The sequence below is a fragment of the Microcystis viridis FACHB-1342 genome (assembly GCF_014698335.1).
Taxonomy (GTDB): domain Bacteria; phylum Cyanobacteriota; class Cyanobacteriia; order Cyanobacteriales; family Microcystaceae; genus Microcystis; species Microcystis ichthyoblabe_A.
This window is the reverse complement of the sequence record NZ_JACJSV010000032.1, coordinates 1-18,718: the sequence shown is the minus strand read 5'-3', so window position 1 is coordinate 18,718 and position 18,718 is coordinate 1. Positions and strand designations below refer to the sequence as shown.

Genomic DNA, 18,718 nt, shown 5'->3' with positions numbered 1-18,718 from the left:
GGCTAGGTGGGATGGTAATAAAAAGCTACTGCCAAGATTAAATAGGTGGCTAGTAATAGGGTTCCATCTAACCAATTGGAACGACCGGTAAAGCTGATTAAATTAGTGACAACCACCGCTACAATTAAAGCCACCACGTTAAAGGGATTAAAATTTAAATCCATCGGCTGCTGCCAAAATTGACCGATAAAAACTAATAAAGGTGCCACGAATAAAGCCACCAATAAACTATCACCCATAGCCACAGAAACCGTTAAATCCATCTGATTTTTTAGGGCTAATTGAGTGACGGTAACTATTCCAGAAACATCGCTAATTAAAGGAATAAAAATCACCCCGATAAAGAGAGGAGTGAGATTAAATCCTTCCATCACCGATTCCACTACATCAACAAATAAATCCGACTCATAGGCTACAGCTACGGTGGAAGTAAGCAGCACAAGTAACCAAATCCAGACTTGAGCTTTTTCTTCCTCACTAACCTGATTGTCGGGGGTATTTTCGTTACTTAATCCCACTTCGTAGAGATAGCTATGGGTTTTCAGGGAAAATAATAAAGTTAACCCGTAAACTATTAATAAAACCGTGGCGGTGACTAGGGAAAGACTGAGAATATCGGCAACTTCCACCACGTTAGAAGTATATATTACCAAAGTTGGTAAAGCGATCGCTATTACTGCTAAAGTCATGGAAGAACCATTTACCCGCGCTAAAATCGGTTTAAATTCCTGCTCTTTGTAGCGAATTCCTCCCGTGAGCATTCCCATGCCCATAAATAATAATAAATCGCTGAGAATACTGCCAGTAATACTGGCTTGTACGATGTCCACCAAGCCTTTTTTTAGGGCAATTAAGGCAATAACTAAAGTGGTAGTATTGCCAAAGATAGCATTAACTAATCCTCCCAAAGTTGGCCCGGTTACTACGGCAACTCTTTCCACAGACGTACTTAACCAAATTGACAGGGGAATGATCGATAAAGCGGCAGTAATAAAAATAGCTTGATCTCCCCAATTAAGACGACTAGCGACCACCGATAGGGGAATAAATAATAGGAAAGCAAAGGAGACAATTTTTCTTAAATTCATGGGTTATTAATGGCAATTTCTCCCACCATTCCCGCTTCGGCATGACCCGGAATAGTACAGATTAATTTATACTTACCAGTTTTGAGAGGAACTATCACCCATTCCGCCTGTGCATTAGGTTTTAATTCTAGTTCGTGAATTGCCCCTTTAATCTCCACTTTTCCCGCTTCAACTTTCTGGGTCCAACTAGCATCAGCGAAGTCTTTAGCGGTAAAATAATGTTTAGTAGGACTGGGATTATCGAGGATTAATTTGTATTTTTGTCCGGCAATAAAGTCTAATTGACTAGGAAAGAATTTTAATTCTCCTTGCCCGGAGCCTAGACTAATTTTAACTTCTAGAGGGGCGGATGCAGCGAAGGCGGGAAAAGTCACTAACCAACAACTAATTAAAACTATTACTACTGCCACAAATTTTTGATAGATATCCTGGACAGGGAAGTAGGGATTAGAATTCATTTTGCTCCTGCAGCTTATAGAGAAAATCTGGCGGCTTTGACGATAATTTTAGAACAAGTGGCGATTCTTAGCGGCTCTCTTCCCTTCCATTCCCTCAAAGTCCCTTGGCCACTGTTCAAACCTCGGGACTTCTAGCCACTGTAATTTAAATCGACAAAATTAATCTAAGCTATCGGGAGAATGGGGATAAAGTTGTTCTGCTTCTGGACAATCTTCCGAGACATTAATATCAGGATTCGTCCGCGACACGGAGGCCAGTTTTCTGCTCACCGCACCGATACTTTCTAAACGCACCATTTCTTCCCAAGAACTAATCTCGTCTTCTTCTTCTGTTTCGTAGCGAATGGTGACGAGATCGCTTTCTAGATCGACAATACGAGCATTATCGATCCATCTTTGCTGATCGCGCAAGAAAATGCAGACTTCCTGACCATCCATACAGAATTGATAAATCTTGCGGTGTAACATAAATTGCTCCTAAACAGCTTCTTTTGTTGGATTTAACTAACGGGAAGTGACAAAATGCCAATCTCAGCAATAGCTCAAGAATTCCCGTGGGTAACACAAAAAGGAGAAAAATTCCGCTAGTAGTGGCAAGAATGGGAAAGGAAAGTCAGGTTTCCAGTTTGGGACTACGTTCTTCAAAGACATCGATTCGATTAATAGACGGCCTCGGCGATCGGTAAAAAATCGCCCTTATAGAGTCATTGTTACATAAATTTTCACTTCATAACAGTATCTGTGGATGGAATCGGGAAATGGGGAGATAGGGAAATTTCCACTAAAACCTCAACACTTAAACCCCCTAACCCCGATGCTGATTTAAAATAGCCATCATCTTTTCGGCCACCGCTGCTGTTTGTTCGAGCATGGCAAAGTGACCACAATCGGATAACTCAATCACGTTGCCGCCAGTTTCAAACAAGGGATGAAAACTGGCCAGATGGTTAACGTACTTAACTTCCATAATCGTATCCTCTTTCCCCGCCAGAAAATAGACCGGCTGCGGGAGACGGGAGACAATCTGGGGTAAAAGATGAACTTCGCTGATAGTGGTGGTTTCCAAAAGTGACCCCAGGGCCGCTTGGTAATCGGCCCGGACAAAATCAATCACTCGCTGTTTGCCCCATTTTTTACTTAGGGTTTGCTTGACCATCATCCGCGAGAATAAAACATCAATCAAGGGAACACGGGGCAACCAAGGCGGTCTTCTCTCTAAAATCTGTCTTCCGGCTTCCCGAAATCGCTCAAATTCCTCCTTTAGATAGATGCCGCCGCCGGCATTCATACAGATTACCCCTTTAATGCGTTCAGGACAGCTATCCGCGGCCCACAAAGCAACACTACCACCGAGGGAATGACCGACTAACCAAGCAGCATCGAGGTTTAAGCGGTTAAGAAGGGTAATAACGTCTTGGGAGTAGGATTCAAGGTTATAACTGCTAGGAGGACTGTTAGAGGTGATTTTTTGGGAGTCGCCAAAGCCCCGGAGATCATAAACTAGACAGGGATAGTCTGGGGAGAGAATATCTACCAAAGGCTGCCAGTAGTGACGACTCAGCAGCCAACCGTGTATAAAGACTAAAACCGGTTTATCCGCTTGGGGCGAAAATAACTCGTAACTGTGGGATACTCCCGATATGTCGATGGTAGGCATATAATCAATCTCAACCTAAGTTAAACCGTTGATAGGGGTTACTAGGGAAACTTCTAGAGAAAAATCGGTGTATTTAGCCTTGTTTATAGAGCAAAATCAGGGAAGCTTAGGATTTTCCCTGATAGCTGATCAATCAATGCTATAGACAATTTCAAAAGCTTCTACTTTAAGTATAAAACACTGGGGATACCTCCCTAAAATAGGATGACAACCCTAGACCAGGATTTATCTATGAAATGCGATCGCTTTTTAACTCTTTCCCTCGTCTTCAGTCTGGGATTAGTTTTTCCCCCCTCTTTACCCGCTCAAAATCCCCCCGCTACCACCTTTCAACCGGGTCCTTGGCAGCCTGTCGCTAGGGTGAATATGAGTCGTCCTGTGGAGATTAAAATTATCAATCAAACCGATATTGACCTCAATTATGACCTATCGGCCAATATTGATTCCTCTCCCCAATTATTATCTCCTGGTACGGAGACAACCCTAAAAGGTTTCGTAATTCCAGCATATATTCTGATTAATCGGGCTAATGCCGCCTCGGATCCCGATTCTTCTAGTTTAATCTATGCCGTAGAAGTCAATAAAGATAATTTAGTCACGATTACTGTCACCAAAGTTCCGGGGAGTACCCCCGGTTATACCACCTTTAACCTCAATCAACAGGGTGCTATTTATATTTACTAGCTCTAGCTGAGGGCGATCAGACCACAATTATATTATCGCGATCGAGATTTATTTGAGATCGATCGACAATTGTAACGTTTTAGTCAATTAACGGTAATTTCCGCCCCAGGAAAGTTAAATTAATAGGGATATAACTCCCAAATTAAGTAGCTGGTTATAATTAAATTAAAAATGGATTTTAGGTTCGATCCCCCCTTAGTCCCCCCTTAATAAGGGGGGCATCTGATAATTTTTCAAGCCTACCTACTTAGCCTACAAAAGGTTAAAAAATCTCCTACAAACCTAGCGAGGACAAACATGAATACAATCACTAATTTTTTAGCTAGTGCTATTGTCGGTGGTTGGATTATGACCATGGCAGTTTTTGCTATCCAAAATATCCAACCAGTTTCTTTAAAGTTTCTACAATTTGAGTCAATTAAAGTACCCATCGGCATTTTATTGGCTTTTTCTTTGGGAATGGGATTTTTTATGGCCGCAGTTATTCCCGCTTTTTTGAGAAAGTCGAAAAAATCTCCTCGCAGTCGCTTTTCTCCCCCAGAATCGGGGTTAGACGAGTTTGATTTTTAAATAGGGTCTGCTGAAAAAGTTTTTCCTGGGGGTAGGGTGTGGGGTGTGGGGTGTAGGGTTTTACCGATTTTCAGGGGGTCAATTACCTAATTTTCAGGGAAAAAGTGCCTAAATTTCCCCCCCGATCACCCCAAGGTCTGGCACTTTTTGATGGGAAAAAAGTCTAAAATTCTTATCCAACAAGGTTTTTAGATTTATTCAGCACACCCTAAATAGTCTTTTGACTGGCTAATTTATCGGTTCTCTTAGGGTTTGGTGGGTAAAATGTGTTCTAAAATACAGTCTTGCCAGCGAGCGACTGGAACGAACCGCAAAGACACAAAGGACACAAAGATCGATCGGTCTTATATAAGTTAAACTGGTCGCAACGCGCTCGCTACGCGAGATCACACCAAGAACAAGAGAGCCATTTATCGGCAGCATCCCGGGTGTATATTGTAGGAGCTAATTGCATTTTGTACTTTAAACAACATTATAATTTTTGATAGCTGTTCTGACTCTCTCATGAATAGAAGCAAATAAACTTCCTTGCCATAAATAATTAAATTTATTTTCTGTGATTAGATTGAGACAATTTAAAATTCGCTTTTCCCAGTCTTTTTGATTGTAAGTATCTTTTCCCCAAGCTTGATATAATTCCTTCTCACTAATACCTCCTAATTTGTGAGATAATCGATTTCTATGATTACGCAATTCTGCAGAACCCCAATCCTTTAGATCGACATTAATAGACAACTCAATTACTCGTTGTTGATTGCGACTGTCTAATAATATGTCAGTTTTATTTGTCCCATTAACAAACAATATGCTCAAATCAGGATACTTAGTTAAGACCGAAGATTTTAAAGATGAATAAGTATATTCAGAATTAACCATATAGTCTTTAAATTCATGTTTTAAACACTCATAAATTAAGCCTTCTACCGCTCGGAAACTATGAAGCATAGCCTCGGTTGTATTTTTTTGTTTTAGTCTAACTACTGCGGTATAAGCTTGTTCATAGGCCATCCACCAATATTGTTGATGCTGCTCTTTTTGTTGATTATTGAAACTAAAAGAAGCGGACTGAAAAAAATCTTCAAATTGTCCTTGATTCCAGCTTACTCCAGATTTAATTAGAGCATAAGTTTCTTTCCATTTTTGTTTATTTTGTTCATAGTAAGGTTTAACTAAGTTCTGAAGACCAGCATAATCATAGCGTTCTAATAATTGTAGGGCTTGTTGTCGAGTGCGATCCCAAAGATAGTTAGTCCCTAAAAAAGGCCCTGTGTAATCTGAAGAAATGCCCTTTTGATTGTCATGAGGAGTGGGAATAAATTCATAGAATTTAATATCGTTTCCATAAAAACTCAATCCCGAAATTCTCGACGCTTCTGAAGCTTGCCCCACCCCACCTTTTAAGCACAATAAAATGGGTTGATCGGGTTGAGGTTCTATATTTTCTTTCCATACTTGTTGCCACCAACGGAACATTTTCTCGAAGTTAGAAGGGTTTTCATCATTTCTACCTATATAGAGAATATTTACTACCAAATCAGAATTTAATTTATTTAGCCAATACTTAATTAATTCTCCTGAGTAAAGAGTATCTTTTTCTCTTTCTTTTACTGTTTCATTTTGATCAGTTACTACTAAATAAACTTTTTCGAGATCATTGATTTTATCTTCCAAAAGTTTACCCAAAATGACTGGTTTTACTTGATCGCCATAATATTCAATGTTTTCCCAAAGGTATTGGGATATTTCTCGAAAAGATGATTTTTCGGTCAGAGCTAAATCAGACACTACTTCTATCTGTTCTCCGAGAATATCACCTTTCATGCGATCATCGCCAATATTATACCAGTCACCAGTGGTGACTTGAAACATTAAATCTCTGGTTCCGATCGTTGCAACTAAAATTGATTTCATGAGATTATAAAGGGAATATTTGAGCAAAATTTTGAGGACTTGTATTACTTCTTAATTGTTTGATAAACTCTTGACGGGGATTCAGATTAGCACCGAATACAGTAACTATCTGGTAATCTCCTAAATCAGCAATCCACACGGGAGATGGTTTAGCTCCACCACTGACTTTACCACAGAGATTACCATCATATTCTCTTTGACCATTTTTACCGGTAATTTTCAAAGTATCACTGTGAAGAATTGCTAAAGCATGGGGTTTACCTCTTTGTTCATTTCCTGCACAGACAAAAATTTGACAATTACTATCGGCCGCATCAATCCAATTACTTTGAGAAACTTGACCAGCTATCCTTAAATTATTAGAGTTTATATTAGTGCCAGTAACTTGATTTAAAGATTTATAAAAATCTCGCAATCTTTGCTGAAATTGTTGTTTAAACCCCTGCACATTATTGGGCATTGCCCAAAAATCTTCTTCACTGTCAATATAAAATGTAGAACCACGAAACCATGGGGCGCTTTCACGACTTTTGCGAGAATAATTAGGTCTTCTCGCACCTTGACCAATACCACCCATATTAGCTAAAAACCAAGTCAAATATTTAGCTAATTTTTTGACAGCTTCTTGTTTATCTTTTGGAGTTTCGGAAGACAAAGATAAGACTAAAGTTCCCCGTTGTTCACCACAGGGATCATTTTTACCCTGAGGATTGGTTCGAGGTTCTTTTTGGGTAACTTTACCCTCAAGAATATTCACTTGTAGATAACCGTATTTTTTAGGATTAATACCGCCAAATAATTCAGATTCAATCTCTTGAACACCGTATTTTTTAGGATTAATACCTCCAATTAATTTAGATTCAATCTCTTGAACTTTGTTAATAGGTAAAACTCCAGATGCAAAAACACGAAACCAGTATCGCATCATCGATTTAAAGGCTGTCGGACGAACTTCTGCAACGGGTGCGCTCCGCATTTGCCATTCATTGCGTCGCTCATTCCATTGCCATTGGGTGAATCGTTGATAACCATGAATTAATTGACCTTCTAGCTCAAAATCCAATCGATAAAATTCCGATTCTAATCTTGGGTTTTTTCCAGATAAGATCAATTGTCCATAACCTGTATTGACTTGTGAACCTATGCCAAGCTGTAAACTTTTTTTCAGCCATTGTTTTACCTTTTCAAGTATCTTTTCATCTTGACAGTTACTAGCTAGACGTAAACGTAAACCAATTAAAAAAGTTAGTTCTTTGAGAGAGAAAAAAGGATTAGGGTTAGGAGAATATTCTAGAGAATCATCTTTCCATGACCAAATATTATTAGCCATGTCCATTTCTAACCCCCCGTTCTTAGAAGGTAAAGGATAGGCATCAAAAAAGACAACTTTACCCGTTTTATTTTTTTCCTCTTTGGCGTTTATATCACCAAAATAGGGGGCGATTTCTTTTTCCGCGTCTTTCCATTCCAGATTATTTTCCGCCATGATTTCTCGGATGGCTTGGTTTCTGGCAACACCGCGCAATGTACTAGATGGAATATAGGGCATTCCGAGGGCATCAAAGGCAGGTAAAAGAATACTTTCCGGTCCGCGATGACCACCGACACGAATACGCCAAGTGGATTTGACTTGAAAAGCGATTCCGTCTTTCGCTAACAGTTGGGTACGTTGATTGAGTTGCTCAAGACGCTGAGTATAGTTAGCATTTTCTTGGGCTGTTTGCAGAATTTGGGTTTTAGTCGCATCTTTGTGTGGATAGTCGGCAGCACGCATCCAACGGAGATATTCGACAAAACTGGCTGATTGGTCGGGTTGAGGTTCGTTTTCGGGGTCTAACCACGGTGAGGGTGGAGGAGGATTGTTATTGCCGCCACCGCCGTTATTATTGCCGCCGCCACCACTAAGAGGCTTTTTAGGGGGTTGGTTGTTATTTGTGGGTTTTATAGCTTGATTTTTTAGGGTGGGTTTTTGAGGGGGATTAGGACGTTGTAAGGGGCTATGGGACATAATAATTATAATTTCCTTTCTAGTTCAATGAATTATAAAAACTGTGGTGACAATTTACCTGAGTTAGTCCCCACTTTCCACATCGGAATAGATGGCATTAGCCCAGAAGCTAAATTCTTGGGCGATTTCCAAGCCTAAACCCGTTAGTCCTAGATAATCATCGGTAGATAAATCCTTGAGAGTAGTTAATCCTTGAGAATTAGAAAGATTATCTCTTTTAGATAACTTTTCTAGGCATTGAAAATACTTTTTAACTACCTGTTTTTTTCCTTCTTGATTGAGGGCAGTTTCTTCGGCTTTTAGGCGCATCATTCCCCAAGTAGAAAGATAGGTATAAAGTTCAAGAGCTTGATTTTTTTGTTCTTTGCGGCGACTATTATCAGCAGTATCTGAGGACAATTTTTGCAAGGCAGTGAATACGGGATTGCTAATCGTTCTAGGGTCGAATGTCATGGTTATTTTGGCTCCAAAAGTTAAAAAATATTACCTGACCAAAGGGCATCAAGAGAGATAACAATATCGGGAAATGCAGCAGCAGATAAGGTTCCTGTACTAAATTTTTCTTGATATTGATAATCAGAATTTATCGGTTGACGGAAAACATAAATCTCTCGATTTTTGATGGCAACTACCCAATATTCTGCAATACCAGCTTGGGCATAGATGTGTTTTTTTTCGGTTAAGTCTTTACTGAGAGTTGAGTCGGAAATTTCGATTAACCAAAAAATTTCATCGGCATAGGGATGATGATCTCGATAGCGAGAACGAGGGGGAAAAACTACAGCGATATCGGGTTCAGGTTCTGAGTTTTCTAAGGTAATGGGTCCAACTTCTCTTACCCATGCTTTATCCTTGAGACGTTGACGGAGAAAGTTGGCTAATCCTTCTCCACTGTCTTTATGTAAAGGGCCTTCTGGACTCATTTCGAGAATATCTCCATTCAGTAATTCTACACGCCGATCGATTAAAATTCCCGCCGCAATCATGCGATGATAATCGACCACTGACCATTTAGCTAAGGCAAGATTAGCTGTCATAAATTACCTCTACCATTGTTGCACAAAACCACGTCCTAAACTTTCCTGTCCGCCGATTTGTAGAATGTCATTATCTGCTAATAACTGTTTAAAATCAGCTTGGGATTGTTGTCTGGTTCCATTAGCTTGAGAGGTAATACCCCAAGGAAAATACATTAAGGTGTCGGGGGGAATAGCTTCTTCATAACGAAATCCTCCATCGACGGATTTATGCTCATCTAATTTAATTTTAACTTGTCTCCATAAACTCATTTGAATTAGAGTCGTGCAATGCTGATCGGGTAATACTAAGACTTTATTAATGCCACTACTGACAGAGTTGTTGGGAATAAAACTTTGCCAATTTGACCAGTCTTTTAGATCATTATCCTTGAGAATGGCATCCTTGAGATAAACGTTGGTGTTGGCCTTTTTAAAACTACAGCTATATTCGGGGGGAATTGTCAGACTAGGATTAGTTAATCTTGTCCAACGACGAAGAAGTAAAGGAGAAGTGATCCAGACGACACCGTGACTAAGGGAAGGGACGGGCAACCAGAGAATCGAACCATCTCCTATCCAGATGTCTCCCTGTTCCAAGTTTTCTGCACCTTTATCGATTTCATTACCGAATAACTTAAATTTTAGGTTTTCTTCGGTAGCTAAAGAACGGATTTTCCCGCGAATTGTACTGGAGGGAATATAGGGTAAAGTGGTATGGGATTCACGAGCAATACCCACTAGATTCCCCTCTTGAGTGGTTCCTCCGGTATGTAGGGGAGAAAGTAGATAAAAGTGGATTAAGTTCATGATTAATTATTCTCCTTTATAGTTGATCCAAAGTAATTCCGAGTAGCCTAATTTGCCCCTATTCGCTTGTCCAAAAACAGCGATCAAATTTGATCCAAAGTAATTCTGAGTAGCCTAATTTGCGCCAGCGTTGGTGATATTCGGGACTATTGGGCTGCTCTTGAAATAGGCGATCGGGTTGATTTAAATAGTATTGACTACCGGCGGGGGCCGCGAAGACTTGGGGAGCGGGAATGCTAGTATTTTCTTTTGATTGAATGCGGCAACTGATCGGGATAGCTCGATCGGTTGCGACACTGACTAGATTGCCCGGTTTCTGATTACTATTAACAGTATGGGCGAGTTTCCATTCCCAGGGCCAAGAGCGACAAATGGCTTGATTATTATCGTGACGGCGTTCAAAAATACCGGGGGTAACGAGATAAGCGATCGCTTTATTTATTTGTTTAAAGTTCTCCTCGGATTGTTGTTTTAATTCTTGCCATTGTTGACCTAAATTATCGCATTTTTCCAGTATAACTCGGTGTCCTTCTCCTCCTAACCGCAAAGTTGTGGGGGTGGGAATATTAACATCAATTCCGATCGCTATACTCCAACCGGGTAGCATTCGGATCGCTTTTTCCACAAAGTATCCATCGGCATCTTCTACCTGTTTACTTCCCGGTTTCATGGCATTATGGGAACGAATTTCTTCTTGCCAGGGTTTATCTTCTCCTTTGTGTTTTACTAACCATTGGCAAGGGTCGATCGCTCCTGTTTTTAAATAATTGAGAATAACTTTAAAAGGTAGATACTGACGATATTTACCTTCTTTCTCTTCTTCCGCTTCATTTTCTCGATTTTGGCAATTTTTGTTAGGTTTAGCCTTAGCTAAGGGGGCAGGTTTCGATCGATCCCAAAATATATGCTTTTCTGAAATCGTTAAATTATCACTCCAAGAAATAGGAATTAATGGGTCAGAATTGGCGAATCCTAAAGGACGGGGTAGATATAAAGTATCTCCAGCAAAAGATAGGAATGAACCGGTGATTTTAAAATAACTATTTTTAGAGCGATCTAGTAAAGCACTTAAAGCACCGGCGATCGTGTGACCGTTGGGGGGAAATGTACTTCCGGCCCAGGCTCTTTCTCCTGGACTAAAGGGTTTGGCATCGCGTAGGAGAAGAACATCTAGGGGAGTGATTGTGTACCAATACATTAAATGGAACCTCCGATCTTAATCTCTCTTTTTCGAGTCATAAAAGCCGCTAGTTTCATCCAGCTACGCACGGCTTCGTTAAGATCATTAGGATCATTTTCCGTGGTTAACCAAAGATGTTTGAGAAAGTTGCTTAGGTCTTTTTGAAAAGCTTCTCTGTTCTCTGTTGTTAGATTTTCCCGACGGCTAGAGAACGCCTTGACCCAAACCTCGATCGCTTCTATCATTGGTATAGGATGCTGTTGCCAAAGGCCGGCCACTGCCTCGAATAAACTGGCATCGGAATTACCGGCGAGAAGTTGTTGCCATTGATAAAAAACATCAAACTTAGCCGTAGATTTTAGGACGTTACCGTTACCGTAGAGAACGCGCACTTGTACAGCATCTTTTTTGACTTTTTTGCCGTCAAAGCCTTTATAGGCGTGTTCCTTGGCTTTTTTCTCGGCTTCCCAGAGATTTTCTAGGGCGATAGCAAGGGGTACGGAATGATGAGCGATGACAATACCGAAACTGATAGTCGCCCGCTTTCCCATGGTAAATAGGGGACGTTTGGAGAGATTTTCGGCAGGTTTTTCGCCTTCCCATTGCCAATAGTCACCGGCGTTCTTAAATTCCCCATGGGGGTCTTTTTCTCCCTTAAAACATTGCTGGATATCCCATAACCATTTATCCCATTCCCAGAGATTAGTATAGGCGAGAACATCATCACCGCCACCATAGATTAAGCGTCCTGCATAGCGTTGTTCGGTGAGGTAGGGAACGAGTTGATTAGAGAAGTCTAAAAGGGCGCGACTGAGGGCGCTATGGGTAGATGGTCCCATGCGTTTTTTGAGGGTGACAAAATCGCCAAAAGCTTTTTGTACTTCTTTTTCTAGGGTATCGGTTTCGGTCGGGGGATGATCGGCGTATTGATGAAGTGACTTAGGGATATATTCTCGATAGGGTTTCATTTTTTGGCCTTTTAACCATTCCCCCATTCCGTCACCATCTCCTGCGGCGATAACATACCAATCAGCCGGGTTATTGTGGGGATAGTTTTGGTCAATTAATTGGCTTAATTGATGGCGATAATTAGCCATTTCTTCATCGGTAATCTCTAGTTCTTCTACTAACCATCCCGCATTGAGAAATCGAGGGTGATAACGTTTATATTCTGGTTCGATGTGATCGTCAATGTAGGGGATTCCCCAGGGTTGGGTAAGTGCCGGGGGAATCTTTTTCCCGTCTTCTCTTAACCTACGCGAGATGGTGCGACAAACTCGATGAAAATAGTCGAGATCACCGCCTGTTTTGAGATAACCGGCGACTCCCACGGTTAAATCGGGATAAGCGGCATCTAGACGCTCTTGGTCGCTATTTTTTAAGAGTTTTGGCAGGATTAGGTGTAATCCGCGTTTAACGGTTTCCGTGGCGTTGAGTTGTTCGATCCCATCGAATAATCCGGCATTTCGTTGCCAGTATTCTTTGCTTGCTTTTTCGCTAATCCAATCGTTGTTACTATCGGGATGGACGACGGGGCCAAGTCCAGAAATGGTGGAACGGGGGCCGAAAGCGGTGGGAATCTGCCAATCGCGGGCGTTTTTGACGGCAGCAAGGGCCGAACGGTTTTGATCGAAAGCACTACTCCACCAAGAACCAACATTAGAACTAAAGGGATGTTTTTTCCATTTCTCAAGGCGTAGTTTTCCAGCTTTTTGCAGAAATTCCTGCTCTTTTGTTAAGAATAAAGCCTTGTCGCCACTTAGATTATAAAGTTCGTTTTGTTTGTCTCGCCAGCTTTGCGCTTTTTCTGGGTCTTCGGCTTGATTTTCGGCACTATTTTCGTTTTCTTGGTAAATTTCGCTACTGGTGAGGAGTTGGTCTTCTCTACCGATGGGGACTCCCACATAATAGGTTTGCCATTGGGCATTTAACCAACTGTCCCAGGTACGACTATTTTCTTTTAATTTGGGCATCCAGTGACGTTCTCCCAATTCCTCGAAAACTTGCCGACTAATTTCTTTCCATTCTTTTAATAAACTAGATTTAGCGGTTTGCATGGCCGCTGCCACCTTATCTTTGGGCAAGACGAGGATAATAATGTTGGGAAATCCGGCGGTTAGTAATTGTCGATCGCTCGGTGGGTCGATCCAGGGTTTAAAATCGGGATATTTCTCTAGTAACCATCGATCGATTAAGGGTTGTGCGTAGAGAGAGGGATAGATCAAACTATCAGGACCGTATTGTTGGGCCAGTTGCCAGCAGACTTGAGCAGATAGATAGTGCAGAATCCAAGAACCTGCCCAAAAATCGCGCATTTTGCGGCTGGCTTTGATTAGTTCTTGCACAGGGGAAAAGGTGAAACTAACGAGATAAGCGTGGGATAATTGTTTTCCCGTCGGCCATTTATTGACCACATCCTCGGACGTGAGATCATATCCCGCTAGGGCCCCGGCGATGGCTGCCGTTAAACTGGCATGACTCCAGATCGATCCGTCCGGTATTCTGGTTTCGGCGGGCATTAAAAGCAGATTTTCGTCATCGAGTAATTTCGTCGCCGCTTGGGGAAGACAGCGCCATAACCACCAAAATAGTTCTTTAGCTTCGTTTTCTGAGATTCCTGTGCGTAATCTGTCGGGAATTTGGTTAAATAGCCGTTTTTCCTGTTCTTTTAAGTAATCTGTGCGGTTAGAAGCGATTTTCTGATGGGTTGTGTCGGCTAATTTGAGATCTAAGGGTTCTCCGGAGAGGAGGTGACGCAATTCTAGACCTGTTTCTCGATCGTAGTTAACGAATTGGGTTAAACTACCGATCGCCGATCGATCGCTGGCTGAGGTGATATAGTCAGCTAGTTTGATTTGTTTGAGAATTTTTTTAGTCGATTCTTCGGGGTTATGTTTTCCCCACAACTTCATTACTTCTAAATCTCTCCAGAAGCTGTTATCAGCGCGTCCTGAGTTGCTATGTAGGGCTTTGAAGATAGGATCGTGGAGTAATCCCCAGATTTTCGCTTGCCAGTATCCTAGGGCCATAAACGCCTCAACTCCTTGCTGACCGATGTTCTCAGTATATCAATATGCCCTAGTAACTGCTAGAGATAACACGATATTTTGAAGATTTTTTCTAAAAAGCTTCAAAAGCTTATCCTGTCTAAGTTTCTGGTGGTATGAATTTTTTACTATGATTATCGTCTTTTTGGGGAGAATATCGATCGACCAACATTTGCGCCGATCGCCGGTGTTTTTCGGCCATTTCTGGGGGAGAGAGAATCTGGGCCTGTTCGAGATAACGCTGTACCCACCAGAGAAATTCTTCCAGGGAACGGGACGGGAGAGCGATGTGGTAATCGATCGAGTTAAGGATTTTCGTCTGCGGGTCGATCTGGGGATTTGTCAACTGCTGCCGGGGGTGACGTGCTTCTCCCTCCCGGATAAAGTAACTCACAGGATGAAAAAAGCGAACTTTAACGGTAATTAGGGTTAATTGTGCCGCTAATTCCAATTTTTGCGCTGCTAAATCCCCCAAATTCAAGCCCCAGCCATTTTTAATCAGTTTGTGGGCATTATTGAGGCTGTGGCGCTGTTCTTCGAGGGAGCGAGAGGGTTCTGGGAGGATTCGACAATGACCGGCGAAACGATTGAGTCGGCCGATGGCCAGACAGCCATCGGGATAGGTTTCATAGAGGAGATACCAGCCAATGTCACGGTAAATTAGCTGGAGGGGATAGATCGGGAAAAGCCCGGTAAATTTCTTTTGATAGGGATCGATCGGTCGGGCGATCTCGATTACCTCTCCCCGGACAATGGCCTGTTCTAGGGTGTCGATTTTCTCGTATAAAGTTTGGCGATATTTTCCCCGTTCCATCATCTCTTCCGGATCGGTATAGTTGATCGGTCGATCGAGTTGTTCCCAGACGGGATAGAGAAAGTCAGCCCGGGAGCCGAGTGTAAACCCTTGAAGACGGCGATCGAGTTGGTGATAGATCTGACGGATTCTCGGATCACCCTGATAGAGGGCCCGGGAGCGGAGTGCATCAAAGGCGATTTTAAGTTCGTCGGGACTCATAACCCCGGTGCCGAGATAATACCCCCAGCGATAGACGTGGCGATCGAGAATTTTGTAATCCCGTAGGGTCGTTATGTCTTTTCTCAGGGTGGCAATGGAGGGATATTCCGCGGGCCAACCGAGGGCGAGGGTGGCGGCGAGTTCTCTCACCCGTTCCTGTACTTCTGTTAATGCGTTGTGATCTTTCCCCGAATGGTAATTTTCCGAGGGATCGAGGGTTTGATAACCGACTCCGGGGTGTCGGACGAGGGTGGCGATCAGGAGCATAAGTCGCTGGAACTCGCGACTATCTCGTTCACGCAGTGTTCTTTCCCTAGGGGATTTGAGGTGCTGAGTCATACAGATGCAATCGGTTCAGTCAAGGGGAAAGCCGATATAAATTTACTTCACCCCGAGGGCTAGAAAATCCGATCAGGACTGGAAAAATTAGCCGATCGATCGAGGGGTTAAATTATTGGCTTTTTAGGGTATTGAAGAGATATTTAGGGCTATCTTGGTAGGGAGTGTCGCTCTCTATCTAGGAGAAAAAGGTTATGTATATATCCAAAAGGAGTGCTTTCATTCGGAATTGTACGGTATCGGGAGTTAATGGAACAATTACGCTGATTATCCTCTTAATTGCACCTTTAGGACTACTGGCGGTGATTGTGAACACGGCCCTGATCACGCTTTCCACATTTATCGTTGTTTCTCTCGGCGATCGAGTGGTGATCTGGCTCTGGCGAGATCGATTACCAGATAGTATCAGAGAAACATACAGACTCACCCATCGGGAAGCCAATCGCTCGATCGAAAGAAGACGGGACGAGTGAGGGAGGTATCCAGATGAGATGTCTGTATGTTTCCCAACAGGGTTGTTATGTGTCTGTCAAGGGGGAAAACCTGCTAGTTAAGCGAGAAGGGCAGGTTCTAGGGTCGGTACAATTACCTCTGGTGGAACAGGTTTTAATTTTCGGCAAGTCTCAGATGACGACCGAGGCGATCCGCGCTTGTTTACGGAAAAATATCCCGATCGTTTATCTGTCACGCATGGGTTATTGTTACGGGCGCTCGATCTCGATCGAGCGAGGTTATCGTTATCTAAGTCGTTACCAGCAGCAGTTGAGCGCGAGCGATCGATTAATAGTAGCTAGGGCGATCGTGGGGGCTAAATTAAAAAATAGTCGGGTTATTCTGCTCCGACAACAGAGGAAAAGGGGAACGGATAATATGGCTCGATCGATTCAAAGTATCGAGTATCTGATCGAACAGTCGGCCAAGGCCCAGAGTATTGATCGTCTGATCGGTTTTGAGGGAGCGGCAGCCCACAGTTATTTTTCGGCGTTGGGAGACTGTTTGATCAATCCTGATTTCACCTTTTTAGGTCGTTCCCGTCGTCCTCCGGGTAATCCGGTCAATGCGATTTTGAGTTTCGGTTATCAGATACTATGGAACCATTTGCTGGCTTTAATCGAGCTTCAAGGACTCGATCCTTATGATGCTTGTTTGCATCAAAGTTCGGAACGTCACGCTGCCTTAGCGTCTGATTTAATCGAGGAATTTCGCGCACCGATTATCGATTCTTTGATGTTGTATCTTGTTAATCGAAGTGTGATCAGTGTTCTGGAAGATTTTGACTATCGAAATGGTGGCTGTTATTTAAATAGTTCCGGGCGAAAAAAAATGTTAAGAGCTTTTGTTCAGCGAATGGAAGAAGAAGTACAATCCGGCGAGGAGGAAAAACAACCGCGCTGGGATTTGTTATACCAACAGGTTAAATGCTTTAAATCCTTTGTTTATTCCCCCAGTAATGGGTATCAGCCCTATTTGATCCGTTAAGTAGCTGGTTATAATTAAATTAAAAATGGATTTTAGGTTCGATCCCCCCTGCCCCCCTTGATAAGGGGGGTGCCGATAGGCGGGGGGATCCCCCCTTAATCCCTCGCCATGAACCCGATTTTCTTTATGGGCGATCTCTTTGGGTGCCGATAGGCGGGGGGATCCCCCCTTAATCCCCCCTTAATAAGGGGGGTATCTGAAAGTTTTCAATACTTCCTGCCGTAAACTTTAAGATTGCGAAATACCCAATAACTCAGGCACACCCCTTAATAAGGGGGGTATCTGAAAGTTTTCAATACCTACCTACTTAATCATGTTATTTTATGTCATCGCCTATGATATTCCCTGCAATAAAAGACGTAAAAAAGTGGCTGATTTACTAGAAGGATACGGCCAACGGGTTCAGTATTCAGTTTTCGAGTGTGTTTTAAGCAAATCTCTATACAATCAGTTAAGAGAACGCCTGCAAAAGCAAATCAAAGAAAACGAGGATAGTATTCGATTTTACCCCATCTCTGGCCATACTTTAGCACAAATAGAGACTTTAGGCGGTGTCCCGCTAACTAAAGCGCCAAGTTCTACGATCATCTGATTCGGTATCATCGACTAGCGACGGATAGGGGTGGGAGCAGATAACCTCGGTTTCCGGTAAAATCCCTCGATCTACCACAGGATAAGGGTTTTGTGGTTTATGGGGTTGACTGTGCGACCGTATCTAGCTATAATTAACTTATCCGTCGCAACTGGCTTCCGAACCCCAATCCTGTTCGGACGTTTGCCTACCGGCTCTCTCTACTCGCTAGAGAAATTAATTGAATGGAAATTAAAGTAGTGCTAAACTATATTTGACTTACTTAAATCTACTCTCTACTCGCTAGAGAAATTAATTGAATGGAAATGGTAATCAAAAAGATCATAGTAGCCGCCGTTGTCAACTCTCTACTCGCTAGAGAAATTAATTGAATGGAAATAGACAAGGAGATACAGTTTATTGGGCTGATGATAAACCTCTCTACTCGCTAGAGAAATTAATTGAATGGAAATCTAGAGGTCGATCCGCGCCTCTATCCCCCTCGATAACTCTCTACTCGCTAGAGAAATTAATTGAATGGAAACGAGATGCCTTCAATGCGAATACCCGTCTTCATTTTTTACTCTCTCTACTCGCTAGAGAAATTAATTGAATGGAAACTTGGGGTTAAATTCGGCAAGATAACGATTGCTGTCTCCTCTCTACTCGCTAGAGAAATTAATTGAATGGAAACAACGTAATCGCCGTTATCGGTGACGTTTAGTATTCCGCTCTCTACTCGCTAGAGAAATTAATTGAATGGAAACCAAAGAGACCGTTAAGGTTCGCCAATTCAAAAATGAAACGCATCAACCTCAAGAGTTGACAAAGAAAGGCTCATCAGGTACTGTCTGATCATTAACAAAAACAAATCAGACCCAAAAT

17 protein-coding genes and 1 CRISPR repeat array are annotated in these 18,718 nt (G+C 42.3%); of the genes, 5 read left to right on the top strand and 12 right to left on the bottom strand.

Annotated features, from left to right (window positions below; all coding sequences use genetic code 11):
* Nucleotides 1–2: 2 nt before the first annotated feature.
* The 4 genes from cax to H6G40_RS12040 form a co-directional block, all read right to left on the bottom strand.
* A complete protein-coding gene (cax, locus tag H6G40_RS12055; RefSeq protein ID WP_002735957.1) occupies nt 3–1,088 on the bottom strand; it encodes a calcium/proton exchanger in 1,086 nt (361 codons plus the stop codon).
* On the bottom strand, nt 1,085–1,546 hold the full coding sequence (locus tag H6G40_RS12050) for a cupredoxin domain-containing protein (RefSeq protein WP_002735338.1): 462 nt from the start codon (nt 1,544–1,546) through the stop codon (nt 1,085–1,087). Before H6G40_RS12050 ends, cax begins: the two co-directional genes overlap by 4 nt.
* A gap of 159 nt (nt 1,547–1,705) precedes the next feature.
* Nucleotides 1,706–2,014, bottom strand: coding sequence for a DUF6679 family protein (locus tag H6G40_RS12045; protein ID WP_002757875.1), 309 nt, complete (start codon nt 2,012–2,014; stop codon nt 1,706–1,708).
* A 337-nt stretch (nt 2,015–2,351) separates the two neighbouring features.
* Entirely contained in the window at nt 2,352–3,203 is an 852-nt protein-coding gene (locus H6G40_RS12040; protein WP_002736085.1) for an alpha/beta fold hydrolase, read from the bottom strand.
* 231 nt (nt 3,204–3,434) lie between these two features.
* On the opposite strand from H6G40_RS12040, the gene H6G40_RS12035 reads away from it, so the two are divergent.
* Both H6G40_RS12035 and H6G40_RS12030 read left to right on the top strand, forming a co-directional pair.
* Nucleotides 3,435–3,887 (top strand): hypothetical protein, encoded by a 453-nt coding sequence (locus H6G40_RS12035; RefSeq protein ID WP_002737059.1) that lies wholly within the window; start codon nt 3,435–3,437, stop codon nt 3,885–3,887.
* 297 nt (nt 3,888–4,184) lie between these two features.
* Complete coding sequence (locus H6G40_RS12030; RefSeq protein ID WP_002736670.1) at nt 4,185–4,457, top strand: lipopolysaccharide assembly protein LapA domain-containing protein; 273 nt, start codon at nt 4,185–4,187, stop codon at nt 4,455–4,457.
* A 462-nt stretch (nt 4,458–4,919) separates the two neighbouring features.
* Here the strand turns inward: H6G40_RS12030 and H6G40_RS12025 are convergent, their stop codons facing one another.
* The 8 genes from H6G40_RS12025 to H6G40_RS11990 form a co-directional block, all read right to left on the bottom strand.
* Nucleotides 4,920–6,368: a hypothetical protein gene (locus tag H6G40_RS12025; RefSeq protein WP_069474354.1), complete on the bottom strand. Its 1,449-nt coding sequence runs from the start codon at nt 6,366–6,368 to the stop codon at nt 4,920–4,922.
* A gap of 4 nt (nt 6,369–6,372) precedes the next feature.
* Entirely contained in the window at nt 6,373–8,376 is a 2,004-nt protein-coding gene (gene cmr6, locus H6G40_RS12020) for a type III-B CRISPR module RAMP protein Cmr6 (protein ID WP_069474355.1), read from the bottom strand.
* A gap of 63 nt (nt 8,377–8,439) precedes the next feature.
* Nucleotides 8,440–8,829, bottom strand: a complete 390-nt coding sequence (locus tag H6G40_RS12015; protein WP_069474356.1) for a hypothetical protein — start codon at nt 8,827–8,829, stop codon at nt 8,440–8,442.
* Nucleotides 8,830–8,849: 20 nt separating this feature from the next.
* Entirely contained in the window at nt 8,850–9,413 is a 564-nt protein-coding gene (locus H6G40_RS12010) for a Uma2 family endonuclease (protein WP_002751434.1), read from the bottom strand.
* Between the two features lie 9 nt (nt 9,414–9,422).
* Entirely contained in the window at nt 9,423–10,202 is a 780-nt protein-coding gene (gene cmr4 / locus H6G40_RS12005; RefSeq protein ID WP_069474357.1) for a type III-B CRISPR module RAMP protein Cmr4, read from the bottom strand.
* A 58-nt stretch (nt 10,203–10,260) separates the two neighbouring features.
* Entirely contained in the window at nt 10,261–11,400 is a 1,140-nt protein-coding gene (locus H6G40_RS12000; protein ID WP_190537732.1) for a type III-B CRISPR module-associated Cmr3 family protein, read from the bottom strand.
* Nucleotides 11,400–14,411 carry a type III-B CRISPR-associated protein Cas10/Cmr2 gene (gene cas10 / locus H6G40_RS11995; protein ID WP_190537730.1) on the bottom strand — a complete coding sequence of 1,004 codons (3,012 nt, stop codon included), beginning with the start codon at nt 14,409–14,411 and terminating at the stop codon, nt 11,400–11,402. The genes H6G40_RS12000 and cas10 overlap by 1 nt, the downstream gene beginning before the upstream one ends.
* 118 nt (nt 14,412–14,529) lie before the next feature.
* A complete protein-coding gene (locus tag H6G40_RS11990; RefSeq protein ID WP_190537728.1) occupies nt 14,530–15,783 on the bottom strand; it encodes a helix-turn-helix transcriptional regulator in 1,254 nt (417 codons plus the stop codon).
* Between the two features lie 194 nt (nt 15,784–15,977).
* Between H6G40_RS11990 and csx18 the strand changes: the two genes are divergently transcribed.
* The 3 genes from csx18 (at nt 15,978) to cas2 (ending at nt 17,854) form a co-directional block, all read left to right on the top strand.
* Nucleotides 15,978–16,256, top strand: coding sequence for a CRISPR-associated protein Csx18 (csx18, locus tag H6G40_RS11985; RefSeq protein ID WP_002741944.1), 279 nt, complete (start codon nt 15,978–15,980; stop codon nt 16,254–16,256).
* Nucleotides 16,257–16,269: 13 nt separating this feature from the next.
* Entirely contained in the window at nt 16,270–17,262 is a 993-nt protein-coding gene (gene cas1 / locus H6G40_RS11980; protein WP_002800581.1) for a CRISPR-associated endonuclease Cas1, read from the top strand.
* A 313-nt stretch (nt 17,263–17,575) separates the two neighbouring features.
* Nucleotides 17,576–17,854 carry a CRISPR-associated endonuclease Cas2 gene (gene cas2, locus H6G40_RS11975; protein ID WP_002741946.1) on the top strand — a complete coding sequence of 93 codons (279 nt, stop codon included), beginning with the start codon at nt 17,576–17,578 and terminating at the stop codon, nt 17,852–17,854.
* Between the two features lie 196 nt (nt 17,855–18,050).
* Nucleotides 18,051–18,600: a CRISPR direct-repeat array (repeat unit 36 nt; unit sequence CTCTCTACTCGCTAGAGAAATTAATTGAATGGAAAC).
* Between the last annotated feature and the right edge of the window lie 118 nt (nt 18,601–18,718).

Excerpts from the sequence above, each read along its gene's own strand:
- H6G40_RS12050 (WP_002735338.1), bottom strand. The coding sequence starts at position 1,546 with ATGAATTCTAATCCCTACTTCCCTGTCCAGGATATCTATCAAAAATTT.
- cax (WP_002735957.1), bottom strand. The coding sequence starts at position 1,088 with ATGAATTTAAGAAAAATTGTCTCCTTTGCTTTCCTATTATTTATTCCC.
- H6G40_RS12045 (WP_002757875.1), bottom strand. The coding sequence starts at position 2,014 with ATGTTACACCGCAAGATTTATCAATTCTGTATGGATGGTCAGGAAGTC.
- H6G40_RS12025 (WP_069474354.1), bottom strand. The coding sequence starts at position 6,368 with ATGAAATCAATTTTAGTTGCAACGATCGGAACCAGAGATTTAATGTTT.
- H6G40_RS12035 (WP_002737059.1), top strand. The coding sequence starts at position 3,435 with ATGAAATGCGATCGCTTTTTAACTCTTTCCCTCGTCTTCAGTCTGGGA.
- H6G40_RS12040 (WP_002736085.1), bottom strand. The coding sequence starts at position 3,203 with ATGCCTACCATCGACATATCGGGAGTATCCCACAGTTACGAGTTATTT.
- cas1 (WP_002800581.1), top strand. The coding sequence starts at position 16,270 with ATGAGATGTCTGTATGTTTCCCAACAGGGTTGTTATGTGTCTGTCAAG.
- cas10 (WP_190537730.1), bottom strand. The coding sequence starts at position 14,411 with ATGGCCCTAGGATACTGGCAAGCGAAAATCTGGGGATTACTCCACGAT.
- cas2 (WP_002741946.1), top strand. The coding sequence starts at position 17,576 with ATGTTATTTTATGTCATCGCCTATGATATTCCCTGCAATAAAAGACGT.
- cmr6 (WP_069474355.1), bottom strand. The coding sequence starts at position 8,376 with ATGTCCCATAGCCCCTTACAACGTCCTAATCCCCCTCAAAAACCCACC.
- H6G40_RS12015 (WP_069474356.1), bottom strand. The coding sequence starts at position 8,829 with ATGACATTCGACCCTAGAACGATTAGCAATCCCGTATTCACTGCCTTG.
- H6G40_RS12030 (WP_002736670.1), top strand. The coding sequence starts at position 4,185 with ATGAATACAATCACTAATTTTTTAGCTAGTGCTATTGTCGGTGGTTGG.
- csx18 (WP_002741944.1), top strand. The coding sequence starts at position 15,978 with ATGTATATATCCAAAAGGAGTGCTTTCATTCGGAATTGTACGGTATCG.
- cmr4 (WP_069474357.1), bottom strand. The coding sequence starts at position 10,202 with ATGAACTTAATCCACTTTTATCTACTTTCTCCCCTACATACCGGAGGA.
- H6G40_RS12000 (WP_190537732.1), bottom strand. The coding sequence starts at position 11,400 with ATGTATTGGTACACAATCACTCCCCTAGATGTTCTTCTCCTACGCGAT.
- H6G40_RS11990 (WP_190537728.1), bottom strand. The coding sequence starts at position 15,783 with ATGACTCAGCACCTCAAATCCCCTAGGGAAAGAACACTGCGTGAACGA.
- H6G40_RS12010 (WP_002751434.1), bottom strand. The coding sequence starts at position 9,413 with ATGACAGCTAATCTTGCCTTAGCTAAATGGTCAGTGGTCGATTATCAT.